The sequence below is a fragment of the Paenibacillus sp. FSL R5-0407 genome (assembly GCF_038009185.1).
Lineage (GTDB): Bacteria > Bacillota > Bacilli > Paenibacillales > Paenibacillaceae > Fontibacillus > Fontibacillus vini.
The window spans coordinates 180,325-203,731 of sequence record NZ_JBBPAX010000002.1 but is presented as its reverse complement, the minus strand read 5'-3'; the positions used below and the strand labels follow the sequence as shown (position 1 = coordinate 203,731).

Sequence of the window (23,407 nt, the reverse complement as noted above, 5' to 3'; positions counted from 1 at the left end):
TTTGCCCGGTATGGGCTTAGTCTTATTGCAGGTTGCTGGATTCGTTATTCGCGCCCTGGCGATTGTAATAAAAGAACCAGCAATCATTGAGCAAAACAATCTGGCGGCGGTCGCGCTTATGGAAGGCGCGCATAATTTGGTTGCTGAGCCATTTGGGCAACAGGGTCTCCTCCTCCGGCATTCTTTGTAGGTAGCATATGGGTGAATGCCGGAAACCGTGCAGGTCCAAGAGGGTTCCGCAAAATGAAAGAATGAATTAGACGATGCCTTCCTCTTCGTACCACTGCTCCAATTGAGCTTGCAGGGCACGAATTTCCGTGAGCAGGGAGACGAGAGGGTAATTCTCTTCCCGGATGGCGGTGAATGCCGCCTCAAGCTCATTAATATACTCCAATCCGCTCGTGATTTGCAGCGATTCCTGGAGCAGATCGAGACGGTCGCATTCCGCGATCGCCCGCGGTAAAACCGGCACTTGCTCCGCCGTAAGCTTATCGATCTCTTTGTTAAGGCGCAGATTCAGCGCGCTCAGCTGATAGGCGTAATCGCCGGGCATTTCCACGAACAATAGTTTCTGATCCTGCTGTAAAATGACGTATCTCATAACGGCCATGTCAAGATATTCTCCTTTTCGTTCTTTACCTACTTGACAGTGTAGCGTAAGGAGAAGTTAAAATTCAAGTACATCCTCAGAAAAGGAGAACGATGAATACATGAACGACAAGCAGCTTCAGCAATGGGTCGAGGAGATCTCGCTGCGAAGTTTCGGGGTGCCGTTCCGCCATCAGGCGAGGTTTAACGGACGACTTAGAACGACCGGCGGAAGGTATTTTATGAAAACCCACCATATCGAAATCAACCCGGCCCAATTGGAAGCTTACGGAACGGATGAGGTTGAAAAAATAATTAAGCACGAGCTATGCCATTACCATTTGCATCTATCCGGAAGAGGGTACCAGCATCGTGATCCCGAATTTAAGGCGCTGTTGAATAAAGTCGACGGAAGCCGCTTCTGCCAATCCCTGCCGGGCCAGGCAAAGCGTAAAAGCCTTCCTTATCGATACAGGTTGGTTTGCTCGGACTGCGGAATGGAATATCTTCGCAAACGCCGGGTGGACCCGGACCGTTACCGTTGCGGCAGATGCCGGGGTGTCTTAAAACTGAATATGTTATAATGAAGTGGAATGTAAATTGTAAGGAGTGAGATCATTATGGCCAAATCGCAAGCCCAAAAAATGCGCCAAAAGCTGGTCCGGGAAGGGAAACGCAATCCGGAGCTGAGCCGCAGTTCATTCGCCTTCGCGGATATGAGAATGAGAAAGACGAAGAGCAAGCAGGAGCAACTGAATAGCAGCAAGTACAAGAACCGGATTTCCTCTTATGGAGATGATGGTTCTTTTTTATTTTCCCCGGAATGCTCCGGGCCCTGGTTTTTGGCTATGGTGAAAAAGACTTCATAGTTCTCGCGAGGCGCGGACGTGTCGTTGTGCTGATGCTTATCACAGAATTCAGTGATCAAAGCTGTTAGTTCTGCGGCTTCCTCTTTGGTCAAAAAAACATCGTGAGTCATCAGCGTCCCCTCGGGAGAAGGACCTTGGTTGGCCCGTAAAAAGCGCTTCTTGCTTTCTTCGAATAGATTGAACAGCAGTTTTTGAGTTTCGGATTGAAAAACTTGTTGCACTGCTTCGTCAAACTCGCTTTTCTTAATGGCAATCTGACCTTTGAACGGCGCATAATATTTGGCGGTGATCCCGTTCACCAGTTTGGTATCCACGATGGACACAAGTCCGATGCTCTCCAGTTTTTTTACGTGGTAATGGACCTTGGCCGGGACTTCGCCCAGTGAGTCGGCAATCTCTTTAACAGTTGCCGGACGGCCGAACTTTTGGAATTCATTCATAATTTGAATGCGGTACGGATCGGAATAAATGCGGATTTCTTCCAATGATTTGAGTTCCTTTTTCATGTTCCTGCCCCCGAATTTGATCCAAAGCTGACGATTTGGAGTTGTTGAGTTTAAGTATAACGCATGATCGGGACGGCATACAAAGAGAAACGGTTGTTTATAGCTTCATAAAGCTTCGGTGTCTCATCAGAAGGAAGCCCGGTATGATCAGGAACAGTCCGAAGCACAGATAGAGCGCATGGATTTGAATCTGTTCCCCCATCACTCCCGCCAGCAAGCTTCCAAGCGGTATTGCACAACTAGATATCATACTATACAATGCGCCAACTCTCCCCAACAGTTCTTTCGGGACCGTCTCCATAAAATACGTTGTTGAGGGCGTACTAGCCAAAGGGACTGCTATGCCCATCCCGAAGCTGAACAGTGGGGCCAGGTAAAGCGGGGGAATCGGTAAGTAAGCTGGCAGGTAAAAAAGGGCATAGCTTGCGCCAAGCAGCATATACCCGGCGATAATAAGCCGGCTTTTTTTGTAAGAATCGCCTTTGCGGCTGAGCCATATTCCACTGACAACCATGCCGCTTAGGAGCGTAATTCCAAGCAAGCTCAACCCGACGGGGCCCGATTTCAATATTTCATCGACATAAACAGGATTGAGTACGTTATAGGGGGATAGACAGAAATTTACATAGGCGGCTATAAGCACGATGGTGAGAATTAACTTATTAGCAAAAATGAATTTAAAACCGATCCGGATCTCCTGCAGCAGACTCGTCTTCTCGATGACCTTGGAAACAGGAGTTTCGGCAGTTTCGGCTGGAACTTTAATCATAAAGATGAAGGCTGCCGCTGCAAAAAAGGTCAATCCGTCAATTAAAATGGCGCCGGATATACCGGCAATAGCAATGATCCCCCCAGCTACAGCCAGGCCGGCGAGCTCCGAAACCCGTGAAACCGTTGTGCTGATGGAATTACCGCTAAGCAGCTTTTCTTTAGGAAGAAGACGCGGGACCAGCGCTATTTCAGCCGGTGCGGTGAAGCATTCCAGAGTCGAGATGAGGAAGGTAAGCACGTAAAGATGCCAAGGCTGTAGTAGAGACAATCCATATAAGACAGCGGTCAGAATAACCAGCAGGCCCCGGCCCAGGGATGTAAACAAAACGACATGGCGTTTGGACCAGCGGTCCACGAGAGCGCCCGTAAAAAAGCTGAACATAATGCTGGGTACAAAGTTCAGAGCAAACAGCGACCCCATCATCAATTTGGACCCGGTCAACGTATAAACCATCCAGCTATAGGCAATGGAATCGATGGAATCCCCAAACCGGGAAATGGTTCTTGAAATCAGTAAATACATAAACGACTTATGTTTGGTAAGTCCCGATAATCCATTCGTAATACTTTTTCGTTTAGTTAATGCTTCCGCACGCATCACAGCAGCTCCTTTGATTGGAATTCGTTAAAATAATTTTAACGTTTAATATATTTTAACGTTGAGATCGAATTTTTCAAGCCCTAAAATGAAATTTTTTTTAGAGTTTGTGACGGTTACTCAGAGAGCATTTTAGGGCTGCATTTGTTGACTTTGTTGCAGAAACGTGTTAAATTTAATCATGTTCTGATCTTAATTTTCTCAATGTTCCCTGATAGCTCAGTTGGTAGAGCACTCGACTGTTAATCGAGTTGTCACAGGTTCGAGTCCTGTTCGGGGAGCCATTTTCTTGGAGAGATACCCAAGTGGCTATAAGGGGACCCTCTGCTAAGGGGTTAGACTGCGTAAGCGGTGCGAGGGTTCGAATCCCTCTCTCTCCGTTCTGAAATACAACGACAAAACAGCCTGCTGATGAAATCGGCGGGCTGTTTTTTTGCATAGGGATGAGAACCCTCACAGGAGGGGGCGCCGGAGCATAGACATCGTGAGAAATGGCTTCGCAGTCTCGACCAACGGGAGAGTACCCCTCTCTCTCCGTTCTGAAATACAACGACAAAACAGCCTGCTGATGAAATCGGCGGGCTGTTTTTTTGCATAGGGATGAGAACTCTCATAGGAGGGGGCGCCGGAGCATAGACATCGTGAGAAATGGCTTCGCAGTCTCGACCAACGGGAGAGTATCCCTCTCTCTCCGTTCTGAAATACAACGACAAAACAGCCTGCTGATGAAATCGGCGGGCTGTTTTTTTGCATAGGGATGAGAACCCTCATAGGAGGGGGCGTCGGAGCTTAGACATCGTGAGGAATAGCTTCGCAGTCTCGACCAACGGGAGAGTATCCCTCTCTCTCCGTTCTGAAATACAACGACAAAACAGCCTGCTGATGAAATCGGCGGGCTGTTTTTTTGCATAGGGATGAGAACCCTCACAAGAGGGGGCGCCGGAATGGGAGCATTAACTGCTGCTGGATTAATAACATTAGGGACAAAATGGGTCTTATATCGGAGAAACTCGCTATTTTGAGAGCAATAGAGGACTAAAAGGACGCTATTTGGCCACAAAACAGGGCATTGTCCCCCTTTCTCCTGCAATCTAAAGAAATAAGACCCAAAAAGGCGCTATTTCTGCTTGAAACCGTGATTTGGCTTAAATAGAAGCCTGAAAGTCCCCTATTTGAAATACTTAGCGTACAAATAAGTTAAGAAGGCCGGGCAAGGGAAGTGAGAGAATCCCGGTTCGGCGACCTTATCCTAAAATTGAAAGAAAAACTGGCAGGTTTCGTTAATACTGCTCAAACAGTTTATTGCTAGACTAAAGACAGGACAAGACAAGAATCATAGGGCAGGTGGGAAAATGAGACATTATCCAATCATCGCTTCGGTAACGAAGGAAGAGCAATTTGTACAAGTGTTGCAAAGCGATGTGAAGCGCGTCAATCTGATGATCGGGCATATCGGGAATATTGAGGAGTATATCCGCCAGCTTCATGAGGCGGACAAACAGGTCTATGCCCATATCGAGATGATCTCGGGACTTGGGAGAGATGCTCATTCCATCGCATATTTGTGCGATAAATTCAAAGCAGATGGCATCGTTACGACCAAATCCAGCGCCATTACGGCAGCGAAGCAGGCTGGCATCAAGAGCATTCAGCGCATCTTCGCGATCGATACTGCGGCCATGACCACGGCTGTAAGGATGATCAACAGTACGAATCCGGATGAAGTAGAGCTTATGCCCGGCTTAATGCCCCGGGTGACTCGCGAATTAAAAGCCTTGATTAAACAACCCCTGATCGTTGGCGGGCTCATCCGTCATGAACATGAAATGGTCGAGGCTTTGGAAAGCGGCGCGGACTATATCTCCAGCGGAGACCCGTTGATATGGCAGCATGCGGAGGCATCATTAAAGGTAGGGCTGCATTAGTAAAAAGCAATAGTAGCGTTTTACATTACAATAACAATGGCTTGATACCCCCTTGATATTTCGGTTATATACTAATCTTGTACCATAGTTACTGCGATAATCGGGTTGAGACCAGGAGAAAACCCTTGTTCGGTAATGATGATACGGTAAGGCCGCCAGATGGTCTGCTTCCGTATCTCATTTTTCGGGCAAGGGTTATTTTGTTTGAAAGGAGCAGCTTGGGAAACAAATGCAGCAGATCCCTTTGAGTGATTTTTCCAGTTATCTGTTTGACCTCGACGGCACCATTTATGTAGGGAATCGGGTTTTGGAGGGCGCGGCCTCCACGATCGAAGGCTTGCGGGAGCGGATGAAAACGGTCCTGTTCGCCACGAACACAACGGTTTACACAAGAGAAGAAGTGAGGGACAAGCTCGGGCGCTTCGGCATTGCCTGCACCGCGGAGGAAGTGATCACCGCTCTGTCCGTTGCCGGGATGTACTTCCGGAATTATGCTTCAGGCGCAAAAGTACTCCTTCTCGGAGATGAAGCCATGCGCGAGGAGATGACCCGCAGCGGGATTGCCGTCACCGGCGAAGCGAGCCACGCAACTCATGTTCTGGTAGGGCTGGACCGCACCTTGGATTTCGATAAACTGACGGCCGCCGTAAACGCCGTAAGGAACGGGGCATTTCTTATCGCCGCAAATCCGGATCCGTATTGTCCGATGGAGGACGGGGTAATCCCCGATACCTGGGCGCTCGTCAAAGCGATCGAAACGGCAGGTAACCGGTTAGCCCACGACACCGTCGGAAAGCCTTCAGGGCACTACGCTGCTTACGCTTTACAGAAGCTGAAATCGCCCCCCGAGCAATGCCTGATGGTTGGAGACAAGCTGGAGACGGATATCATGCTCGGTAAAAGTATCGGCATGCGGACAGCGCTTGTCCTCTCCGGCGTAGACTCCCGGGAATCCGTTCGCTCGACGGGAATTCACCCGGATTACATTTGCTCTTCTATAAACGACATTTTGGAAGAAACCCGGTTGGAAACCATTTGATGTTTCACCCAGGCAATAACCTTCGTCCTTAGATGAAGGAGCAAATATAAGCTTCATAAAAATAGGAGGGAATAACGTGAAGAAGTTTAGTCTTCTCATCATTGCCGTGATGCTCTTGCTTTCGGCTTGCGGAAATGCCGGAAACAGTAAAGGTGCCAGCGGAAACAGCGTTGCCTCGGCAGCGGAACAAGATTCGAAAGGGAACAACAAATCAACTGGAGGCGGGGAGGAAAAACCGGTCGACCTTAGCTTCTATTTTCCAGTAGCGGTCGGTGGGCCGATTACAGGCTTTATCGATAAGCTGGCTGCCGATTTCCACGAGGAAAATCCATCGATTACCGTAAAGCCCATCTATGCGGGCAGCTACCAGGATACGATGACGAAAGTCGTGACGGCGGTCCAAGGCGGGAATTCGCCGGATTTGGCCGTGCTGCTCTCGACAGAGCTGTACAGCCTGCTGGAAATGAACGCACTCGAAGAATTGACTCCTCGTTTTTCACAGGACTATTTTAACGGATTCTATGAAGCTTTTATGAGCAACACCAAATCCGGCGACCAGGTCTGGAGCGTACCTTTCCAGCGCAGCACGATTGTCATGTACTACAACAAAGATATGTTTAAGGCGGCGAACCTGGATCCGGAGAAAGCGCCGGCCAATTGGAACGAATTAAAGGAATATGCTCAAAAGCTGACCGTCAAAGATGGCGCGGGCACGGTAAGTCAGTGGGGTCTGGAAATTCCGAGCACGGGCTATCAATATTGGATGCTTCAAGCGCTGTCCCTGCAGACCGGCACCAACATCGTATCCAATGACGGCAAAGAAGTTTATTTCAACAAACCGGAAGTAAAAGAAGCCTTGCAATTCTATGCTGATTTGGGCCGCAAAGACAAAGTTATGCCGGAAGGCATCTTGGAGTGGGCCACTGTCCCTTCCGACTTTATCAGCGGCAAAACAGCAATGATGTTCCATACGACGGGGAATTTGTCCAAGGTAAAATCCGATGCGAAATTCGACTTCGGGGTTGCCTACCTGCCTGCGAACAAAAATTACGGTTCGCCGACGGGCGGCGGAAACTTGTATGTGTTCAAAGACATTCCTGAAGAGCGCAAAGCAGCTGCCGTGAAGTTCATCGAATTCCTTACGCAGCCGGAACGCGTAGCGCAGTGGTCCATCGATACCGGATATGTAGGAACGACCAAAGCCGCTTATGAAACGGAGCTTCTGAAGGACTATGTTGCCGGCTTCCCGCAAGCTGCGGTAGCGCGAGATCAGATGGAATACGCTTCAAGCGAGCTGTCGACCTATCAAAACGGACAGGTAACGAAATTGTTCAACGATAATATTCAATCCGCGCTGCTTGGGGAAATGACGCCGGAAGAGGCGCTCGAGAAATCGCAGCAACAGGCGGACGAGATTTTGAAGAAATATCGCAAATAAGAAATCGGGGAACCGATGAACGTAAAACGTAAAGAGAGAAGTGAGACTTTGTGACACGGCACTTGCTGCAAGCATTCCGCAGGTACAGTTGGAAGGACAACATTCTGGCCTATGCCTTGCTATTTCCTTCGCTTATTTTTCTAGTGATTTTTACATTCTACCCCATGATAAAAGTGTTGGATTGGAGCTTTTATGAATCCGTCATGAACGTAAGACACTTTGTCGGTTTGGAGCTCTACGGGCAAGTTCTTCGGGATGAGGTGTTTTTAAAAGTACTTCGCAATAACGTGCTGCTTGCGCTTGTGACCGTGCCGGTAAGCATTCTGCTTGCGTTATACATGGCGGTTTGGGTCAACGGTAAACTGCGGGGAAGAAGCTTGATCCGGGCGGCGTTCTTTTATCCGACACTGATTCCCATGATTGCTATTGCGAACATCTGGCTGTTTATTTATACGCCGGATTACGGGTTGCTCGATAAATTTCTGGGCTTGTTCGGTGTGGACGGTCCAAGCTGGTTGGGCAATCCTTCATGGGTGCTCATTTCCATGATGGGGATGCTGATCTGGAAGGAAGCCGGGTATTTCATGATCTTTTTCCTGGCCGGTCTTCAAGCTCTGCCGAAAGAGGTCTATCAGGCCGCCGAATTGGACGGAGCCGGACCGATCCGGAAATTCAGAACGATTACGCTGCCGCTGGTCATGCCGACCACCTTGTTTGTCCTTATTATTGCGACGACGAATTCCTTCAAGCTGGTCGACCATTTGTACATCATGACCAAGGGCGGCCCGAACAATGCGAGCAATCTGCTGTTATATCATATTTATGAGACGGCATTCAGCTTCTGGGATATGGGCAAGGCGTCTGTATTGACTGTGATTCTGCTCGTCATTCTGCTGGTCATTTCGATCTTCTATTACGGATATTTGGACAAGCGGATCCATTATTAGAGAGGAGTCAAAGCGATGCATCGCCTGTTAAACCAAATCGCCATATCCATACTTGCGCTCATTTTCGCAGTTCCCTTGGTCTGGGCTGCAGTAACCTCGATTACGCCGGCCGGCGAAATGCTGACCCGGTCCAATCCGTTTGCCGTGACGCAGCCGACGTTTGCCAATTACACGGAGGCTTGGCAGACGATACCCTTTCCAGTGTACTACTGGAACACGTTGTTGATCGTCGCAGGCGTACTGATAGTACAGCTGCTGACGGCCACGCTGGCTGCGTATGCATTTGCCAGACTGCAATTTCTGGGCCAAGGCTTGCTATTCATCTTGTTTCTCGTGCAAATTATGATTCCGCCAGATATTTTGATCTTTCCCAATTATACGATTATGAAGGAGCTTCATCTTATCGATACGAAATGGGCGATTATGATTCCGTTCTGGGCTTCTTCCTTCGGTATCTTTCTGCTTCGGCAAACCTTCAAGCAGATTCCTTACGAGCTGGATGAAGCGTCCAGAGTTGACGGATGCAGGTGGTGGCAAAGCTTATGGCATGTTTACCTGCCCTCCGCGAGGCCGACCTATGTCGCTTTTGCGCTGATCTCGATCAGCACCCATTGGAGTAATTTCATGTGGCCGCTTATCGTCACGGATTCGGTTCATAACCGGCCGCTGACCGTCGGGATCGCCATCTTCGCCCAGTCTTTCGAGACCGGGGCGCAATGGGGGACGGTTACTGCAGCTACAATGATGGTCATTGCGCCGTTGCTGATCGCATTCTTCTTTTTTCAGAAACAGTTTGTCGAGAGCTTCATGCACGCCGGTATCAAGTAAACCAAACCGAATAAACCGGGGTAGGAGACGTGGAGAAAACCCTTTATGCAACGAAAGATCGCTTATTTGCGCATTCCTTTCTGTTGGATGAAGGGTTTTTCTCGTTTTTTGCCCGCGAAAAGAGAGGAAGAAAGCCAATGAGAACACGTACAAAGTATTTGAGTATCTGTTTGCTTACTGCACTTCTCGGGAATACCTTCATGTCCCTGGTCCAGCCTCCCTCAACAGCCGCAGCGGCGGAAGCAAGCCGAAAAGAGTTGAATGTGTCCAAAACGCTGACTGCGCCGGTGATTGACGGCAAGTTCGATGAATCGTTTTGGTCCCTGACGGAGACGCTCGAAGTTCCATTAGGAGAAGGACTGAATACTGCGGCCAAGCTGGGTCTGCTTTGGGATAATCAGTATTTATATATTGGAATGGAGATGCAGGATGATGCCTTGATGTCGGACGCGGCAGGCTCCTGGTTCGAGCAGGATAGCGTGAGTCTGTTCTTTGACCCGAGTCTTCATCAGTCGGCTCCGTTCCAGAACAGCGACATGCAGGCGGGCTTTGTTTACAAGCCGGGTTCGGCCACGCCTCAGTTTCATTTCGGGGCAGCGCTAGGGAACCATGGAGCCAAGGATGAGAAGAACGTCCTGAGAGCCATTCGGACGACCGATAACGGCTGGTCATTGGAAGCCGCAGTACCTTGGAGCATGCTGGAGATGAATCCAGTGATCCAGAAGCAGTTGGGCTTCGAAGCGACCGCAACCGACCGGTATGGGGCAGACACATCCCAGCAGCGGGTGAATGCCTGGAGCGCGTATCAATCCAGCTCCTTCTGGAACAATACGCAAGGCTACGGGGTGCTGACGCTAACCGATGATCAGCCGGTTTCAGGGATCGTGAATCCGGTGCTCCTTGAGGAGAACTTCGATGCCTATGGAAACGGAGAGATTCCATATGGCTGGATTTCGGACGTGAACGGAGGCAGCACACCGTTTTCTGTCGTTCAGGATACGTATGGAAACGGCAGAATGACGTTTGCCGGAACGGCGTCCAGTCAGCAGGGGCGCATCAGCGCTCCCGTTCAATGGGACAATTACACGATCGAGGCCGACGTCCGTTTTGATAGCGTACTGAATTCCGCGCGTTGGGCTGCCCTTATGTTCCGGGGAGCGTCGGATGGGAAGGCTCCATATAATCAAATGGCTGTCCGGCAGAACGGTACGTATGAGGTTGCTTACCGGAAGCCGGATAACAGCTGGTCGGTCATCGCCAGCGGCCCTTCGGAAGCATTGGAGGTAGGCAAGGACTATAGCTTTAAGGTACGAGTCTTTGACAATAACGTGAAGGAATATATCAAAGCCAAAGAGGATGAGGATTACAAGCTTCTGGTCGACAAGAGCTTTGCTACGGACCTGTTGGCCCGAGGGAAAGTGGGGTTCCAGGCCGACCAAAGCACGGTTTCCTTTGACAACCTGAAGGTTACCCGCATTACGGCGGATGAGCTGCGTCTACAAGTGCCTGCTTCCATTGAAGCATTGACAGGGCCTTTAACGGTAACAGGCAGCGTCTACTATTCCGATGGTTTGACAGAACCGCTGGAGGCCGGGAAGCTCCGGTTCTATTCCTCGGACGAAAGCATTGTAAAGGTAAGCGATGGCATGCTGTATCCGGTAAAAGAAGGAACGGTGACGCTAACGGCAGTTTACGCTAATGCGGATTGGTCCGGTTCAGTAACGGTTACGCCAAGCTCGAAAGGAGCAGCCGTAACCTCCCTTGCCCATGAAACCGGTTATACGCTGGCCGAAACGGGCAAAGAGCTTGATCTGGCGGAGTTGGAGTTTGAGGCCAAATTCAACGATTTTACGGAGAAATCCATAACCGGCGCTGAGTTAGAATGGACTTCATACGAGAGTAATGTGGAGATCCGTGACGGAAAGCTGGTTCCTCGTCAGAAAGGAATCTATTCTATTGTCGGCAAGAAGGATGAGGCCGCAGTGAAGCTGATGATTGTAGTGAAAGACGAAGGAGATGCCGAGTACGTACTCTATGAAAATAACTTTGATCAGGAAACGGAAGGCGAGCTGCCGTCCGGATGGTCGAGAGTCGAAGGGACCACGAAAGCCAATGCGGCCGTAAAAGCCGGCGCTTTCGAGATCCGGGCAAGCGCCTCCCCGGACAATCCTTCCAGAGTGCTGCTTCCGGATTACTTATCGCTGTTTGGAGATTACAAAATCGAGGCGGATGTGACGCATCTCGCAGCCAATGATCCGGCTAGATGGCACTCCATCATGTACCGGATTCAGAATCCGCAAGGCGGCGGGTACCCTTACTATCAGATGGCCGTCCGGCAAAATGCAACGGCGGTCAACGGAGTGGAATTTGCGGAAAGGACGCCGACCAATGAATGGAATGTCATGAATAAAGCCGCTTTTTCCGAAAAGATTAGCCCGGACAATATGTATCATTACTCCGTTATGGCCTATGGCGACAGAGTCATGCAATCGATCAACGATAAAGTGCTGATCAATACGGCGAATGCCGGGGCTTATCTGAAAGGCGGTATCGGATTGCAGGCGAACGGCAGCGTCATGAAGGTTGATAATCTCCGGGTCACGCTGCAGTTGGAAGAGTTGCCTCCGCTGCCCGAAGAACGTTTCGTTTCCGTAGCCGAGACCGACACCAGGATTGCGCTCGCTCCATCCATCATCACAGAACTGGAAAGTGTGGAGCAGCTGAACGGGTTACACGGCAATCAAATGCCTGCGACTCTCTTTATTCATGTGAACAAAGACCTCAATGTGACGACTCCAGGCAGCAGCAAAGTCATAATGAGCCTGCAGGAAGCCATTGAGAAGATTGGAACGGTAATGATTCCGGCTTTTTACGTCAAGGACGAACAAACCGTAACCGCCTTGACGGATTATTTAAAAGACATAGATTTAGAGGATGCCTTTATCGTATCCGATAACCCCGATCTAGTGAAAAAGGCCAGGGAAGCGTACTTGATGATCCGCGGGATCGTCGATTTTAGCGGGGTGAAGGCGGCTAACGAGAAAGAGCTGATGGATTTGCGGAAACAGGCCACCCTTAGCAAAGCAAAGATTGTGATTCTGTCTCAGGCCGCGGCAACTAAGGACAATGTCGCATATCTTCAGCAGCGGACCATGATGGTTTGGGCCAAAGAAGGGAAGGGGACAGGAACTCAGGAGGAATATGTAAACCTGCACCGCCTGATAACGGCAGGAGTCAATGGGATTGTAGCGAAGTCACCGGCGGAGATCAGACGGGCGCTTCAGGTGTATTCCCATGAGACTACGCTCATTCGCAAGCCATATATTATCGGACACCGGGGAATGCCTTCGGTTGCTCCCGAGAACACGATCATCAGCAATGAGCTTGCCCTGGATGTCGGCGCGGATTACATTGAAAATGATATTTACCTGTCCAAGGACGGACACCTGGTCATTATTCACGATAGCGTAGTAGATACGACGACCCATGGAACGGGTTTGGTGGAAAACATGACTTTGGAAGAGCTGCGGAAGCTAAAAGTGAAGCAGGTACCGGGCACCAATTATCCAGATGCAAGAATAGCGACGCTGGAGGAACAGATCGATCTGGCCAGGGAACGGGGCGCCATGGTTTACGCCGAAATCAAAACCGGTACGCCGGCGGCAGTGGATGCTTTTGTGAAATTGGTGAAAGAAAAAGATGCCGAGGATCTGATCAATGTCATGTCGTTCGATACGAACCAATTGACCCGGCTTGCCGAGCAGTTGCCTGACATGCCGCTTGGACTGTTGACCGGCGGATACGCGAACGAGAACCGGGTGAACGGCGCGCTTCGGGAGACGTTTAAAGTGATGCAGCAGTATGACAGCACGTTGAACACCAGCTATGGCGGCCTCGGGCCGAAGTTCATGGAGGCGGCTCATCATCGCGGTCTGATCGTTTCGCCATGGACTTACAACAACAATGCCGAATTTAAATCGATATTTATGTTGGGTGTGTTCGGCATCACGACGGATTACGCGTTTTGGGCGAAGGACTGGGACATTTTGCTGACGCCTCAGCAAACCGAGGTAACGCTTAAACAGGGAGAGAGTATTCAGTTATCGGCTATCGTAGAGAGTTACAGCCGCAACCAAAAAACGGTCAGCCCCGAGATCGTGCTTCTGGATAACAGCGGAGTCGTCAAGCAGGATGAAGATGATCGCAGCCGGATTACGGCGAACAAGCCGGGCCGGACGTATGCTTTGCTGCGGTACACAGCCTCGCTGGATGCCGAGAAGGTTTACGATATTTACACGGAGCCGGTGTTGATTCAGGTATCCGGTAATGGAGATGGCGGCGGAGCTCCGGGCGGGGGCGGAGACGGAGGCGGCAACAACGGGAACAACGAAAACAATGGAAACAATGGAAACAATGGAAACAATGGCAATAACAGCAATAACGGAAAAAATAGCAACAACAGCAACAACAGTAATGGTAGCAGTAATGGAGGTAGCGGTGTAAACAATGGTGGCGCCGGTTCCGGCAGCAACACTAACGGCGGAAATGGGGGCCCGGCAACTCCTTCGCCTGTGTTCGCGGATGTGGCCGGACACTGGGCTTCTGCTTCGATTCAACGTCTGGCGGAGCAAGGTCTCATGACCGGTTACGAGGACGGCACGTTCAAACCGGACCGCCTGGTAAGCAGGGCGGAGTTTGCGGCCATCATTTGCCGGATGCTCGGATTAGACGGATCTTCGGGCAAGACCGCTTATAAGGATGTTCAAGCAGGCGCTTGGTATGCCGAGTATGTAAACGGGCTGCAGCAGGCCGGACTCATCAGCGGATTCCCGGATGGAACCTTCAAGCCAAGTCAACAGATTACGAGAGAAGAAGCGATGGTGATTTTGTACAAAGCGATCAAATCAGACCTAATGGTGCCAAATGACAAGACGGGATCTGATTTCAAGGATAAGGCACAGGTATCGGCCTGGGCATCACAGGCTGTACAAGCTTTAACCGCAGCCGGAGTAATTTCCGGCTATCCTGACGGCACGATGAAGCCGAAAGCGAATATTAGCCGGGGGGAAGTAGCGGCTATTATTGCCCGGTATATTAAATAACCTGTTTAAATTTAATAAGCATTCCGTCACTCAATATGGAGAGGCGGAATGCTTATTATTACATTCGAAAAAAAATACAAAAAAAGTGTTGCAAGGTATATTGGTATTTGGTATACTCAATCTTGTCGCTGCTTCAGAGCGAAATTAAATAAGGCCCGTTGGTCAAGGGGTTAAGACACCTCCCTTTCACGGAGGTAACAGGGGTTCGAATCCCCTACGGGTCACCAATTTGCGGTCGTGGTGGAATGGCAGACACGCTATCTTGAGGGGGTAGTGGGTGTATACCCGTGGAGGTTCGAGTCCTCTCGACCGCATACAGAACTGGAAAGCTCCTGCATTAATGCAGGGGCTTTTTTGTTGCATTCAGCATACATAGAACCGGCATAAGAATGGCGGATATTTCCCGGACATATTTTCTGGACAGGGGAACCTCGTTATGGTATCTATATGATAATGATAACCATTATCAATAAGGTGGAATTAATTTGCTGACCAATTATAATACGCACCGCCCTGGAGCTCGGCAATCCTCCGGCGGAAATGCTTGGACCATCCGGTTATGGGAGATGGGAATCTATGGTGGACAAGAACTGCCTTTAGATCCATGCCTGACCTGGAATATGGTACTGATCATCCTGCTTGAAGGAGAGGCCAGTATGGAAAGGAACGAGCAGGTTACCCGAATGGCCAAAGGAACCGCCTGCTTTTGTCCTCCTAACAGCACTTTCGGAATCCGTGCCGTTTCCGGAGCAAATGTCAGCATCGCGGTGTTTCAATTCAGCGTGTTCCAGACGGGAGACTCATCCGACCATGCATTATGCGAAGGGGTGCCGGCAGGAATATTTCCGGAGGGGATGATAGGCTTGGCTTCGGCGGAAGACCGGGTACACCACTGGGCCTTTTCGATTTATCAAAACTCCCGTCACCACAAACTTTTAAAGCAGTGGAGAGCCCAGGTCGATTTTCAGGAAATGTTGTATGAAATTCTGGAGACGAGCGGGCAAAGCTTCAACAATCAGGATAAAACCCGGATTCTGGAGAAGACCAGAATTTATATGGAAGAGCATTACGGCGAAGATTTAACTACGGAACAGCTTGCCGGGATCGCCGAGCTGAGCCCGAAATATTTTGCCGAGGTGTTCAAGAAGACATACGGTTCCGGCGTCATGGAATTCTTGACTCAAATCCGCATGAATAAGGCGAAGCAGCTTATGCTGGGCACGGACCGTTTGCTTCGGGAGGTCGCCCATCAGGTGGGATACAGGGACGAATTTTATTTTAGCCGGAAGTTTAAAAAAGAGTTCGGTCTATCGCCGTCAGCCTATATGAAGACGCACAAAAATAAACTTGCCGTGTACGGCTCCTCATCGATTCTCGGTTATCTGATCCCGCTTGAGGTCACCCCTTATGCCGCGCCGCTTCATCCTAAATGGTCCCGTTATTATCATCAGTCTCTCGCGCCGATCGTTCCTGTTCACCTCAGTGCCTATCGGCAGAACCACAACAAGGAAGAAAACTTGCAAAAACTCGGCGCTTCGCAAACCGATTTGATCCTGTGCGCCACTGGTGTCGAGCCACGGGAGAAAGAACGTCTAAAAGAGATAGCACCTATATATGAAATGAAGGAAGATGTCATTGGCTGGGAAGCCCAGCTTCGTGAATTAGCAGAGCTGCTTGGGAGAATGGAGGAAGCCGATCGATGGCTCGAAGGATACAACCGGAAACGGGCGGACGTTTGCCGGAAGCTCCGGAATGAGCAGGATATGAGCTTGAACTCTCGAATGTTGCCGCTCCGTTTTCATAGAAACGAGTTATGCCTGAATCAAGGACCGGGGATCAACGAGGTGTTGTTCGGGATTTTAGGTTTTATGCCTTCATCTTTAATGGATAACAACGCTCATACGAATCCCTTTACAACTTCCCATCTGGTCGATTGTGATGCGGACCATTTATGGCTGCTGATCCGTCAAGACACGGAAACTCTGGAATACTGGAAGACGCTGCAGTCCTCTCCCGAATGGATAGGCCTCCCTGCGGTTCGGGCCGGAAGGGTGCATGTACTCTCGTCTTATCCTTGGCGGGAATATTCTCCTGTCGCTATATTGCAAATGTTGGAGGAGGTCGAGGATATCATTTCCGTAAATAATCCATGAAAGTTCCGGTAATATTCCATGGAGAAAAATGCTGATTCTCTTTACGATATAAATGATAATAATTATCATTATCAATTTATTGGCGATAGGAAGGGAGTAGCAGGTATAAATGAAACAGACGAAGTGGATCGTGGGGTTGTTATTAGTATTTATGCTAGCATTAACGGCTTGCGGAGAGAAGAAAGAGACATCCGGGACACCTTCCGGTAACGCAGCTGCAAATACTGAGACGAAAGTGGAAGCGTCGGAGAATTCCGAGGCACAGCAAGAAACCAGAACCGTGAAATACCTGGACAAAGAATATACGCTGCCGGCGAAGACAGAACGAATTGTCATTACCGGGGCCGTCGAAGCGATGGAAGACTCGATCGTGCTTGACGTAAAACCGGTTGGAGCCATCACGTTCTCCGGCGAGTTTCCGGAGCTGTTCCAATCGATTACAACGGATGCCGAATCCGTCGGCGAAAAGACCGAGCCGAATTTCGAGACGATTTTAGCTCTGAAGCCAGACGTAATCCTGGGGAGCACCAAGTTCAAGCCGGAAGTGATGGAACAGCTGAGTAAAATTGCCCTAACCATTCCTTACTCCCATGTCTCTACGGATTGGGAAAGCAACCTGCAATTGCTTGGAGAATTGAGTGGAAAGCAGGAGCAGGCCAAACAGACGATCGAGAAATACAAGGCGGATTTGGAGACAGCCAAGTCACAGCTTAGCGATACCGTAAAAGGTGGAAAAGTAATCGCGCTACGTATCCGTGCAGGTGAATTGTACATTTATCCGGAAAAAGTGTTCTTTAATCCTGTCCTGTACGAGGAACTCGGCTTTACTGTGCCGGCGGAAGTTAAGGCAGCAAAAGCCCAGGAACTGGTATCCAAAGAGAAGTTTGCGGAAATGAATCCGGACTACCTGTTCTTGCAATTCTCCCCGGACGAAAACAAAGACACGCCTAATGCGCTCGAAGAGTTCCAGAATGACCCGATCATCAAAAACATATCCGCCGTCAAAAACGGAAAACTGTTTGTCAATGTGGTTGATCCTTTGGCTCAAGGGGGCACGGCTTTCAGTAAGATCGAATTTCTGAAAGCAGCGGTTAGTCAGTTGACAAAATAGCTTAGAATAAGGCGTGTTGAAAATGAGACACAAAAAAATACTGCCGGCGTTCATCCTAGCGATGGCTCCGGCAGTCGCTCTTTTATTGATCATGGTATCCATCCGTTACGGCGCGAAAAATATGACCTTCGATACCGTCTGGAATGCGGTATTTTCATTTGACCAAAACAGTCTTGATCACCAAATTGTGATGACCTCCAGACTGCCGAGAGCCGTAGGCGCTATGCTCATCGGTGCCTTTCTCGCGATTTCAGGGGCGCTTATGCAGGGGATTACAAGGAACTATCTTGCCTCTCCTTCTATTATGGGCGTATCGGACGGTTCGGTGTTTGCCGTGACCTTGTTCATGGTCCTTATGCCGAATGCTCATCCGGATCTCTACATTTTAAGCTCGCTGCTCGGGTCTGCGGCAGGTGCGGCAATCGTATTCGGTCTGGCATGGGCGATTCCCCAGGGAATGAGCCCCGTGCGGCTGGCGATTTTGGGTACGGTGATCGGAAGTTTTCTGAGCGGGACCGCGAGCGCGGTTGCTGCGTATTTTCAGCTATCGCAAAAAGTCAGCTTTTGGTATAATGCCCGGCTGCATCAATTGGACCCGGAATTGATCAAGCTTAGCATTCCATTTGCGATCGCAGGCTTGCTGCTAAGCCTGACCTTGACAAAATCAGTCTCGGCGTTATCCCTGGGCGAAGAGACGGCAGCGGGGCTGGGTATGCGGATATGGCTGGTGAAAGGACTCGCCATGCTGGCGGTCGTCATTTTGACCGGGGTGTCCGTGGCGCTGGCCGGCAAGGTTGCGTTTGTCGGGTTGATCATCCCCCATATCGCGAGATTTGTGTCCGGTTCTGATTACAGGTGGGTCATCCCCGTATCCGGGGTACTGGGAGGTCTGTTCCTGACGGCCAGCGATATTATCGCCCGGTTCCTGAACTACCCGTTCGAAACTCCGGTGGGTGTCGTGACCGCCTTGTTCGGCGTGCCGCTCTTCCTTTATCTCATCAGGACGAAGGGAGGGGAACAGCGTGCCTAAATCTTCGAACGGCAGGTTCGTCACGGTGCTGGCATGCGGAATCCTGGTCGTATTCGTTGCGGTCTACTTCAGCTTGACTAACGGGACGTTCGACATTTCCGTAATGAACATTTTAAAAACGATTCTGCGCATCCATCATCAGGCGGATTATGATCTGGTCATCTTCGATTTCCGGCTTCCCCGGATCGTATTGGGGCTGCTTATCGGCTTCGCGCTGGGTATTGCCGGGACGGTTATTCAAGGGATTACGCGCAATGGACTGGCCGATCCCGGGATTCTGGGGATTAACGCGGGGGCCGGCATGGCGGTCGTCTTGTTTATGCTGCTGATCCAGGGCACCATGAGCCTGACCGGCTGGATGGGCGTGATGGCGATGCCGCTGTTTGGACTGGCCGGAGGGATTGCTGCCACGGCGGTCATCTTTTTATTTGCAAGACAGGGCGGCAAGCTGGATCCCCAGCGCTTGATTCTGGTCGGAATCGCGATGAGCTCCGGATTTGGCGCCGTGACGATGTACGTCTCGCTTAAGATGAATCCGCAGGACTATGAAACGGCCGCAGTTTGGCTGGCCGGCAGTCTTCATGGCGCCAATTGGAAATTTGTCGTCGCCACGCTGCCTTGGATGCTGAGTATTCCTGTGGTCATTTGGCTCCGTTCCCATGTGCTCGATCTGTTCCAGATGACCGAAGATAGCGTAAAAGGGCTTGGCGTAGCGGTGGAGCGGGAGAAGAACCTGTTATTGCTGTGCAGCATCGGCCTGGTTAGCGCAAGCGTCGCCGTTTCGGGTTCGATCAGCTTCGTCGGATTAATCGCTCCTCATTTGGCGCGGCAGCTGGTTGGATTACGGCATAAGCATATTCTCCCGGTCAGCGGTGTCGCAGGGGCGGCAATCGTCGTCATTAGCGATTTTATCGGCAAAACCTTATTTGCTCCTGCCGAATTGGCAGCAGGTATTGTGGTGTCCATTCTGGGAGTGCCTTATCTCGTCTACCTGCTGCTTCGGAGCAGAAAATAAAAAGCAGAGGCTCGACAGAGGGGGCATGATGTGTAAATGAAGCTTTTTAGACAGATGACGATTGGGACTAGAGAAGTGCTGTTGTGTTTGCCGCCATCCTATGAAGATTCCGACCGCCGTTATCCGGTGGCTTACGTCCAGGATGGAGGCTTTCTGTTTACGGGATGCATCCGGTATCTTGAACATCTGTTTGCTTCGGAACAGTTAGGCGAAGTGATTCTGGTCGGGTTGGAAACGGAGGACCGGAATGCTGAATATACGCCGTGGCCTGCCGGTTCGGTGGGCGGGAATGCTGATGGATTCGGCGGAAAAGGCAGAGATTACGTAGATGAGGTTGCGGATGTTCTCAAACCTTACATCGATGCCAACTACCGGACTTTGAAGGAGCCGGAGCATACGGCGATGATCGGCGGATCGCTCGGCGGCTTGATCTCCTGGTTTGCAGGATATTGGAGACCCGAGGTATTCGGTCGGCTCGGTCTTTTGTCGGCTTCTCTTTGGTACGAAGGGGTCATGGAATTTATCAGCAATTCCTCAGAGCTGCAATATGATCTCCAGCGTGATCTCCGGATTTATATGTCCATTGGAGGTTTAGAAGGGAAATACAAGACGAACTCACAACGAAATATGGTCAGGTATAATGAGGAATTGCACAAGCTTCTGCAGGAGCGGGGATTCCCGGAAGACCGCTTGACCTTTGAGTTTGAGCCTGAGGGAACGCATGACGATTTATTTATGATAAAAAGATTTCCCGAAGCGCTGAAGCGGCTATTTGGTCCTGTCCCTAAATCGCCGGTTTCCGTCAGGGGTGATACAAGCCGGTATTCCGTCCCGGGAACGGTGGTCTGGCGAATGACCGCCAAGGGAACCGGCCATGAATATAGAATCTTCATCGCCGTGCCCGACAGTCCTTCGCCGGAGGAAGGGTACCCGGTTATTTATTCGCTAGATGCCAATGCGTCCTTTGCAACTCTGGCGGAATCCATGCGGATGCAGGCGCGTGGACCTCATGGAATCCCTGCGGCTGTTATCGTTGGAATCGGGTATGATTCCAATGATCCGATCGTTAGCGGAGAGAGGTTCCGTGATTATACGGTATATGCGGACGCCAGTGAACTTCCCCTTCGTCCTGGAGGTCTTGCCTGGCCGAAAACGGGAGGAGCGGATGTGTTTCTTGATTTTATCGAGCAGCAGCTTAAGCCGGAAGTTGAGCGGTATGTAAGGATCAATACTTCCAGACAGACCTTGTTTGGGCATTCGCTTGGCGGATTTTTGACCTTGTACGGGTTGTTCGCGCGTCCGGGAACGTTCCAGCGTTATGCAGCGGCAAGTCCGTCCGTCTGGTGGAAGAATAAGATGCTTTATAGCAAGTGGGAGGAAGTCAAGCCGCAGTTTACCGCATCGGGAAGAACACCAGAACTGCTCGTTATCGTGGGCACGGAAGAAAAGGAATCTATGATCAGGGATGCGAGAGAGCTGGTGAGGAGGCTGCGGTTGACCGAAACCGGTCTCTCCGTAATGTTTAAAGAAATCGAGGAAGAAGGGCATGTGTCCGTGCTACCTTCTTTGATGAGTCCGCTGCTGCGATTCGCAACCCAATATGAATAAGAACGAACAATAACCGCCGAGAGACTGAGATGTCTTCCGGCGGTTATTTTTTGATACTTGACGTATTAGATCAGATGCTTCAACGCATAAGATACACCATGTTCGTCATTCTTTCGGGTTACGGCAGTACTGAGCTTTTTGATCTCATCCACGGCATTACCCATAGCGATGCGGGTACCCGCGATACGGAACATGGATATATCGTTATAGCTGTCCCCGATGACCACTGTGTCTTCCAGGGGCACCTCGTAGTGTTCCGCCAGAAACTGCAGAGCTCGTCCTTTGTCCGTTTCGGTCGAAATGACTTCCAACGTATGGTCGGCAGAGGAAGTGGTGTGTACGGAAGGTTGGTTATCAAAGTGGCTGCGGATCGCATTCAACTTGGTTTCATTATAGGTAAAGATAAGGAGCTTGTACGCTGAATTTCCTGAGCTGATGATGTCCAGAGGCTGTTCGGTAGGCTTGATGCCGAATTGGACAAACTGGACAAGCGCGCTCTCCCATAATTGATCGTAGTCTATATCGGGATTGGCGCTCTTGATTACATCCATCTCCGCACGCAGCTTATCTTCGCCCCGTGAAGGAGAGTAGATGGCATCCGGACAAAAGATTTCAAAATAAACATCCTGCTCTTCCAAATAGGCGATAGCCTCCATAGCGGTTTGACGCTTAATCGGCGTTTCTTTTAATAATTGGCCGTTCTCGTCATGAATAGCCGCTCCGTTAAATGAAATGATGGGCAGCTTTATATCGTCTCCCACCAGATGGCGCACATCATAGCCGGCTCTTCCTGTGCAAATTGCGACTCGATGATGGCGTTGTTCCAGCATGTCACGGATCGCAGCCAGCCCCTCCCCGCTCGGTTTGCTTTCCGAGGTCAACAGCGTTCCGTCCAAATCTATAGCAATTAATTTCATGATTATTCCTCCTTGTCTCAAGTTGTCTGCCTGTGCTGGAACGAGTATAAAACATGAAATGCATTTCAGGTCAACCCTTATTGTATGTGAAGTACGGAACGGTATGCAGTCGGGCTAAGTGTAATGTGAACGAAGTGGTGTCGTTAGTGTAGAGAGGATGGCAGGGGTCATGGCAGGAATGATTGGGCTGCTATAGATCGTTCGGCTGGTCCAAGATTGAGGAATATTGCGGATACAACAGCCTGATGCATTCGGGACAAATATCGTGGGTAAATTCGGCATGGGTATGCTTCATTAAGTATTCTTCGATGGAATTCCAGTTTTCTTGCTCGTCCTTGATTTGCTTACATACCGCACAGATTGGCAGTAAACCGCGCAAGGTACGAATTTGACAAGTGGCCTCTTTTAATTGTGATTCAAGCTCCTTATAGCCCGTAATGTCGGAATATACAAGCAGCATGCCGCGAAGCCGTATCATCCCTTCCAAATTAAGCGGAACCGCTTCCAAGAGATACCATCTTGATTCTAGGTGGTTAGAGTAAATCTCGGTGGAGTAGTAGAGGCTGTTACCTTCCAGAATACACTTTAAACTGGGCCACAATTCGCGGACGAGTGGTGCATTGTCACCAATGAAGTTCTCGAAATGTCGCTCGAGATTTAATCCCGGACGATCCCACAGCGGGGATAGCCCGTGCAATAACGCAAGCTTTACCCAAGTCCGGTTGACGAATTGAATCGTTCCATTGGGATCGACGAAGGCCACGCCTTTGGGAAGAAAATGTGCGGCTTCCTTCAGTAAAGAAAGGGGTTCGGTCACGGTTTACGCTCCTATAGTCCAAAATTAGATGAATAGAAACATACATAGGCTGCTCGGCCTATTATTTGTTGGAAATTTTATGTTATAATTGGCCGATGACAGGAGCACAAAAAAGTGTTCAGTTCATTATATGCGTAAAAACGTA

General features: G+C 50.0%; 19 protein-coding genes and 4 tRNA genes. 17 read left to right on the top strand and 6 right to left on the bottom strand.

Annotated features, from left to right (window positions below):
* Positions 1-22: 22 nt before the first annotated feature.
* Together cmpA and NYE70_RS20335 are read right to left on the bottom strand one after the other, a co-directional pair.
* A complete protein-coding gene (cmpA, locus tag NYE70_RS20340) occupies positions 23-160 on the bottom strand; it encodes a cortex morphogenetic protein CmpA (protein WP_213655464.1) in 138 nt (45 codons plus the stop codon).
* Positions 161-256: 96 nt separating this feature from the next.
* Positions 257-610 carry a hydrolase/acyltransferase gene (locus NYE70_RS20335; RefSeq protein ID WP_211021703.1) on the bottom strand — a complete coding sequence of 118 codons (354 nt, stop codon included), beginning with the start codon at positions 608-610 and terminating at the stop codon, positions 257-259.
* A gap of 100 nt (positions 611-710) precedes the next feature.
* On the opposite strand from NYE70_RS20335, the gene NYE70_RS20330 reads away from it, so the two are divergent.
* The gene (locus NYE70_RS20330) at positions 711-1,172 is read left to right on the top strand and encodes a SprT family protein (protein WP_341047824.1); all 462 of its coding nucleotides are present in this window, start codon (positions 711-713) and stop codon (positions 1,170-1,172) included.
* 36 nt (positions 1,173-1,208) lie between these two features.
* On the top strand, positions 1,209-1,457 hold the full coding sequence (locus tag NYE70_RS20325) for a hypothetical protein (protein ID WP_341047822.1): 249 nt from the start codon (positions 1,209-1,211) through the stop codon (positions 1,455-1,457).
* Here NYE70_RS20325 and NYE70_RS20320 read toward each other — a convergent pair.
* Positions 1,376-1,963: an ArsR/SmtB family transcription factor gene (locus NYE70_RS20320; protein WP_341047819.1), complete on the bottom strand. Its 588-nt coding sequence runs from the start codon at positions 1,961-1,963 to the stop codon at positions 1,376-1,378. The two genes, NYE70_RS20325 and NYE70_RS20320, sit on opposite strands and share 82 nt — an antisense overlap.
* Before the next feature lie 97 nt (positions 1,964-2,060).
* On the bottom strand, positions 2,061-3,332 hold the full coding sequence (locus NYE70_RS20315) for an MFS transporter (protein WP_341047817.1): 1,272 nt from the start codon (positions 3,330-3,332) through the stop codon (positions 2,061-2,063).
* Between the two features lie 208 nt (positions 3,333-3,540).
* On the opposite strand from NYE70_RS20315, the gene NYE70_RS20310 reads away from it, so the two are divergent.
* From NYE70_RS20310 to NYE70_RS20240, 15 genes are all read left to right on the top strand, one after another.
* Positions 3,541-3,616, top strand: a tRNA-Asn gene (locus NYE70_RS20310).
* Between the two features lie 7 nt (positions 3,617-3,623).
* A tRNA-Ser gene (locus NYE70_RS20305) sits at positions 3,624-3,712 on the top strand.
* Positions 3,713-4,684: 972 nt separating this feature from the next.
* Entirely contained in the window at positions 4,685-5,257 is a 573-nt protein-coding gene (locus NYE70_RS20300; protein WP_211021708.1) for a glycerol-3-phosphate responsive antiterminator, read from the top strand.
* A 244-nt stretch (positions 5,258-5,501) separates the two neighbouring features.
* Complete coding sequence (locus tag NYE70_RS20295; RefSeq protein WP_341047814.1) at positions 5,502-6,296, top strand: HAD-IIA family hydrolase; 795 nt, start codon at positions 5,502-5,504, stop codon at positions 6,294-6,296.
* A 109-nt stretch (positions 6,297-6,405) separates the two neighbouring features.
* Positions 6,406-7,734, top strand: coding sequence for an ABC transporter substrate-binding protein (locus NYE70_RS20290; protein WP_211022169.1), 1,329 nt, complete (start codon positions 6,406-6,408; stop codon positions 7,732-7,734).
* A gap of 50 nt (positions 7,735-7,784) precedes the next feature.
* Positions 7,785-8,681: a carbohydrate ABC transporter permease gene (locus tag NYE70_RS20285; RefSeq protein ID WP_290406942.1), complete on the top strand. Its 897-nt coding sequence runs from the start codon at positions 7,785-7,787 to the stop codon at positions 8,679-8,681.
* Between the two features lie 15 nt (positions 8,682-8,696).
* Positions 8,697-9,509, top strand: coding sequence for a carbohydrate ABC transporter permease (locus NYE70_RS20280; RefSeq protein WP_211021711.1), 813 nt, complete (start codon positions 8,697-8,699; stop codon positions 9,507-9,509).
* 137 nt (positions 9,510-9,646) lie between these two features.
* Positions 9,647-14,611: an S-layer homology domain-containing protein gene (locus NYE70_RS20275; protein ID WP_341047809.1), complete on the top strand. Its 4,965-nt coding sequence runs from the start codon at positions 9,647-9,649 to the stop codon at positions 14,609-14,611.
* A 152-nt stretch (positions 14,612-14,763) separates the two neighbouring features.
* Positions 14,764-14,838, top strand: a tRNA-Glu gene (locus NYE70_RS20270).
* Between the two features lie 4 nt (positions 14,839-14,842).
* A tRNA-Leu gene (locus tag NYE70_RS20265) sits at positions 14,843-14,925 on the top strand.
* A gap of 171 nt (positions 14,926-15,096) precedes the next feature.
* Positions 15,097-16,764 (top strand): AraC family transcriptional regulator, encoded by a 1,668-nt coding sequence (locus NYE70_RS20260; protein ID WP_341047807.1) that lies wholly within the window; start codon positions 15,097-15,099, stop codon positions 16,762-16,764.
* A gap of 109 nt (positions 16,765-16,873) precedes the next feature.
* Positions 16,874-17,875, top strand: coding sequence for an ABC transporter substrate-binding protein (locus NYE70_RS20255; RefSeq protein WP_341047805.1), 1,002 nt, complete (start codon positions 16,874-16,876; stop codon positions 17,873-17,875).
* A 22-nt stretch (positions 17,876-17,897) separates the two neighbouring features.
* The gene (locus tag NYE70_RS20250) at positions 17,898-18,905 is read left to right on the top strand and encodes a FecCD family ABC transporter permease (RefSeq protein ID WP_341047803.1); all 1,008 of its coding nucleotides are present in this window, start codon (positions 17,898-17,900) and stop codon (positions 18,903-18,905) included.
* Positions 18,898-19,920 (top strand): FecCD family ABC transporter permease, encoded by a 1,023-nt coding sequence (locus NYE70_RS20245; protein WP_341047801.1) that lies wholly within the window; start codon positions 18,898-18,900, stop codon positions 19,918-19,920. Before NYE70_RS20250 ends, NYE70_RS20245 begins: the two co-directional genes overlap by 8 nt.
* 36 nt (positions 19,921-19,956) lie before the next feature.
* Positions 19,957-21,528, top strand: coding sequence for an alpha/beta hydrolase (locus NYE70_RS20240; RefSeq protein WP_341047798.1), 1,572 nt, complete (start codon positions 19,957-19,959; stop codon positions 21,526-21,528).
* Between the two features lie 65 nt (positions 21,529-21,593).
* Here NYE70_RS20240 and NYE70_RS20235 read toward each other — a convergent pair whose 3' ends face one another.
* Positions 21,594-22,445 carry a Cof-type HAD-IIB family hydrolase gene (locus NYE70_RS20235; protein ID WP_213655477.1) on the bottom strand — a complete coding sequence of 284 codons (852 nt, stop codon included), beginning with the start codon at positions 22,443-22,445 and terminating at the stop codon, positions 21,594-21,596.
* A 190-nt stretch (positions 22,446-22,635) separates the two neighbouring features.
* The gene (locus NYE70_RS20230) at positions 22,636-23,262 is read right to left on the bottom strand and encodes a hypothetical protein (protein ID WP_211021719.1); all 627 of its coding nucleotides are present in this window, start codon (positions 23,260-23,262) and stop codon (positions 22,636-22,638) included.
* Positions 23,263-23,407: the final 145 nt, after the last annotated feature.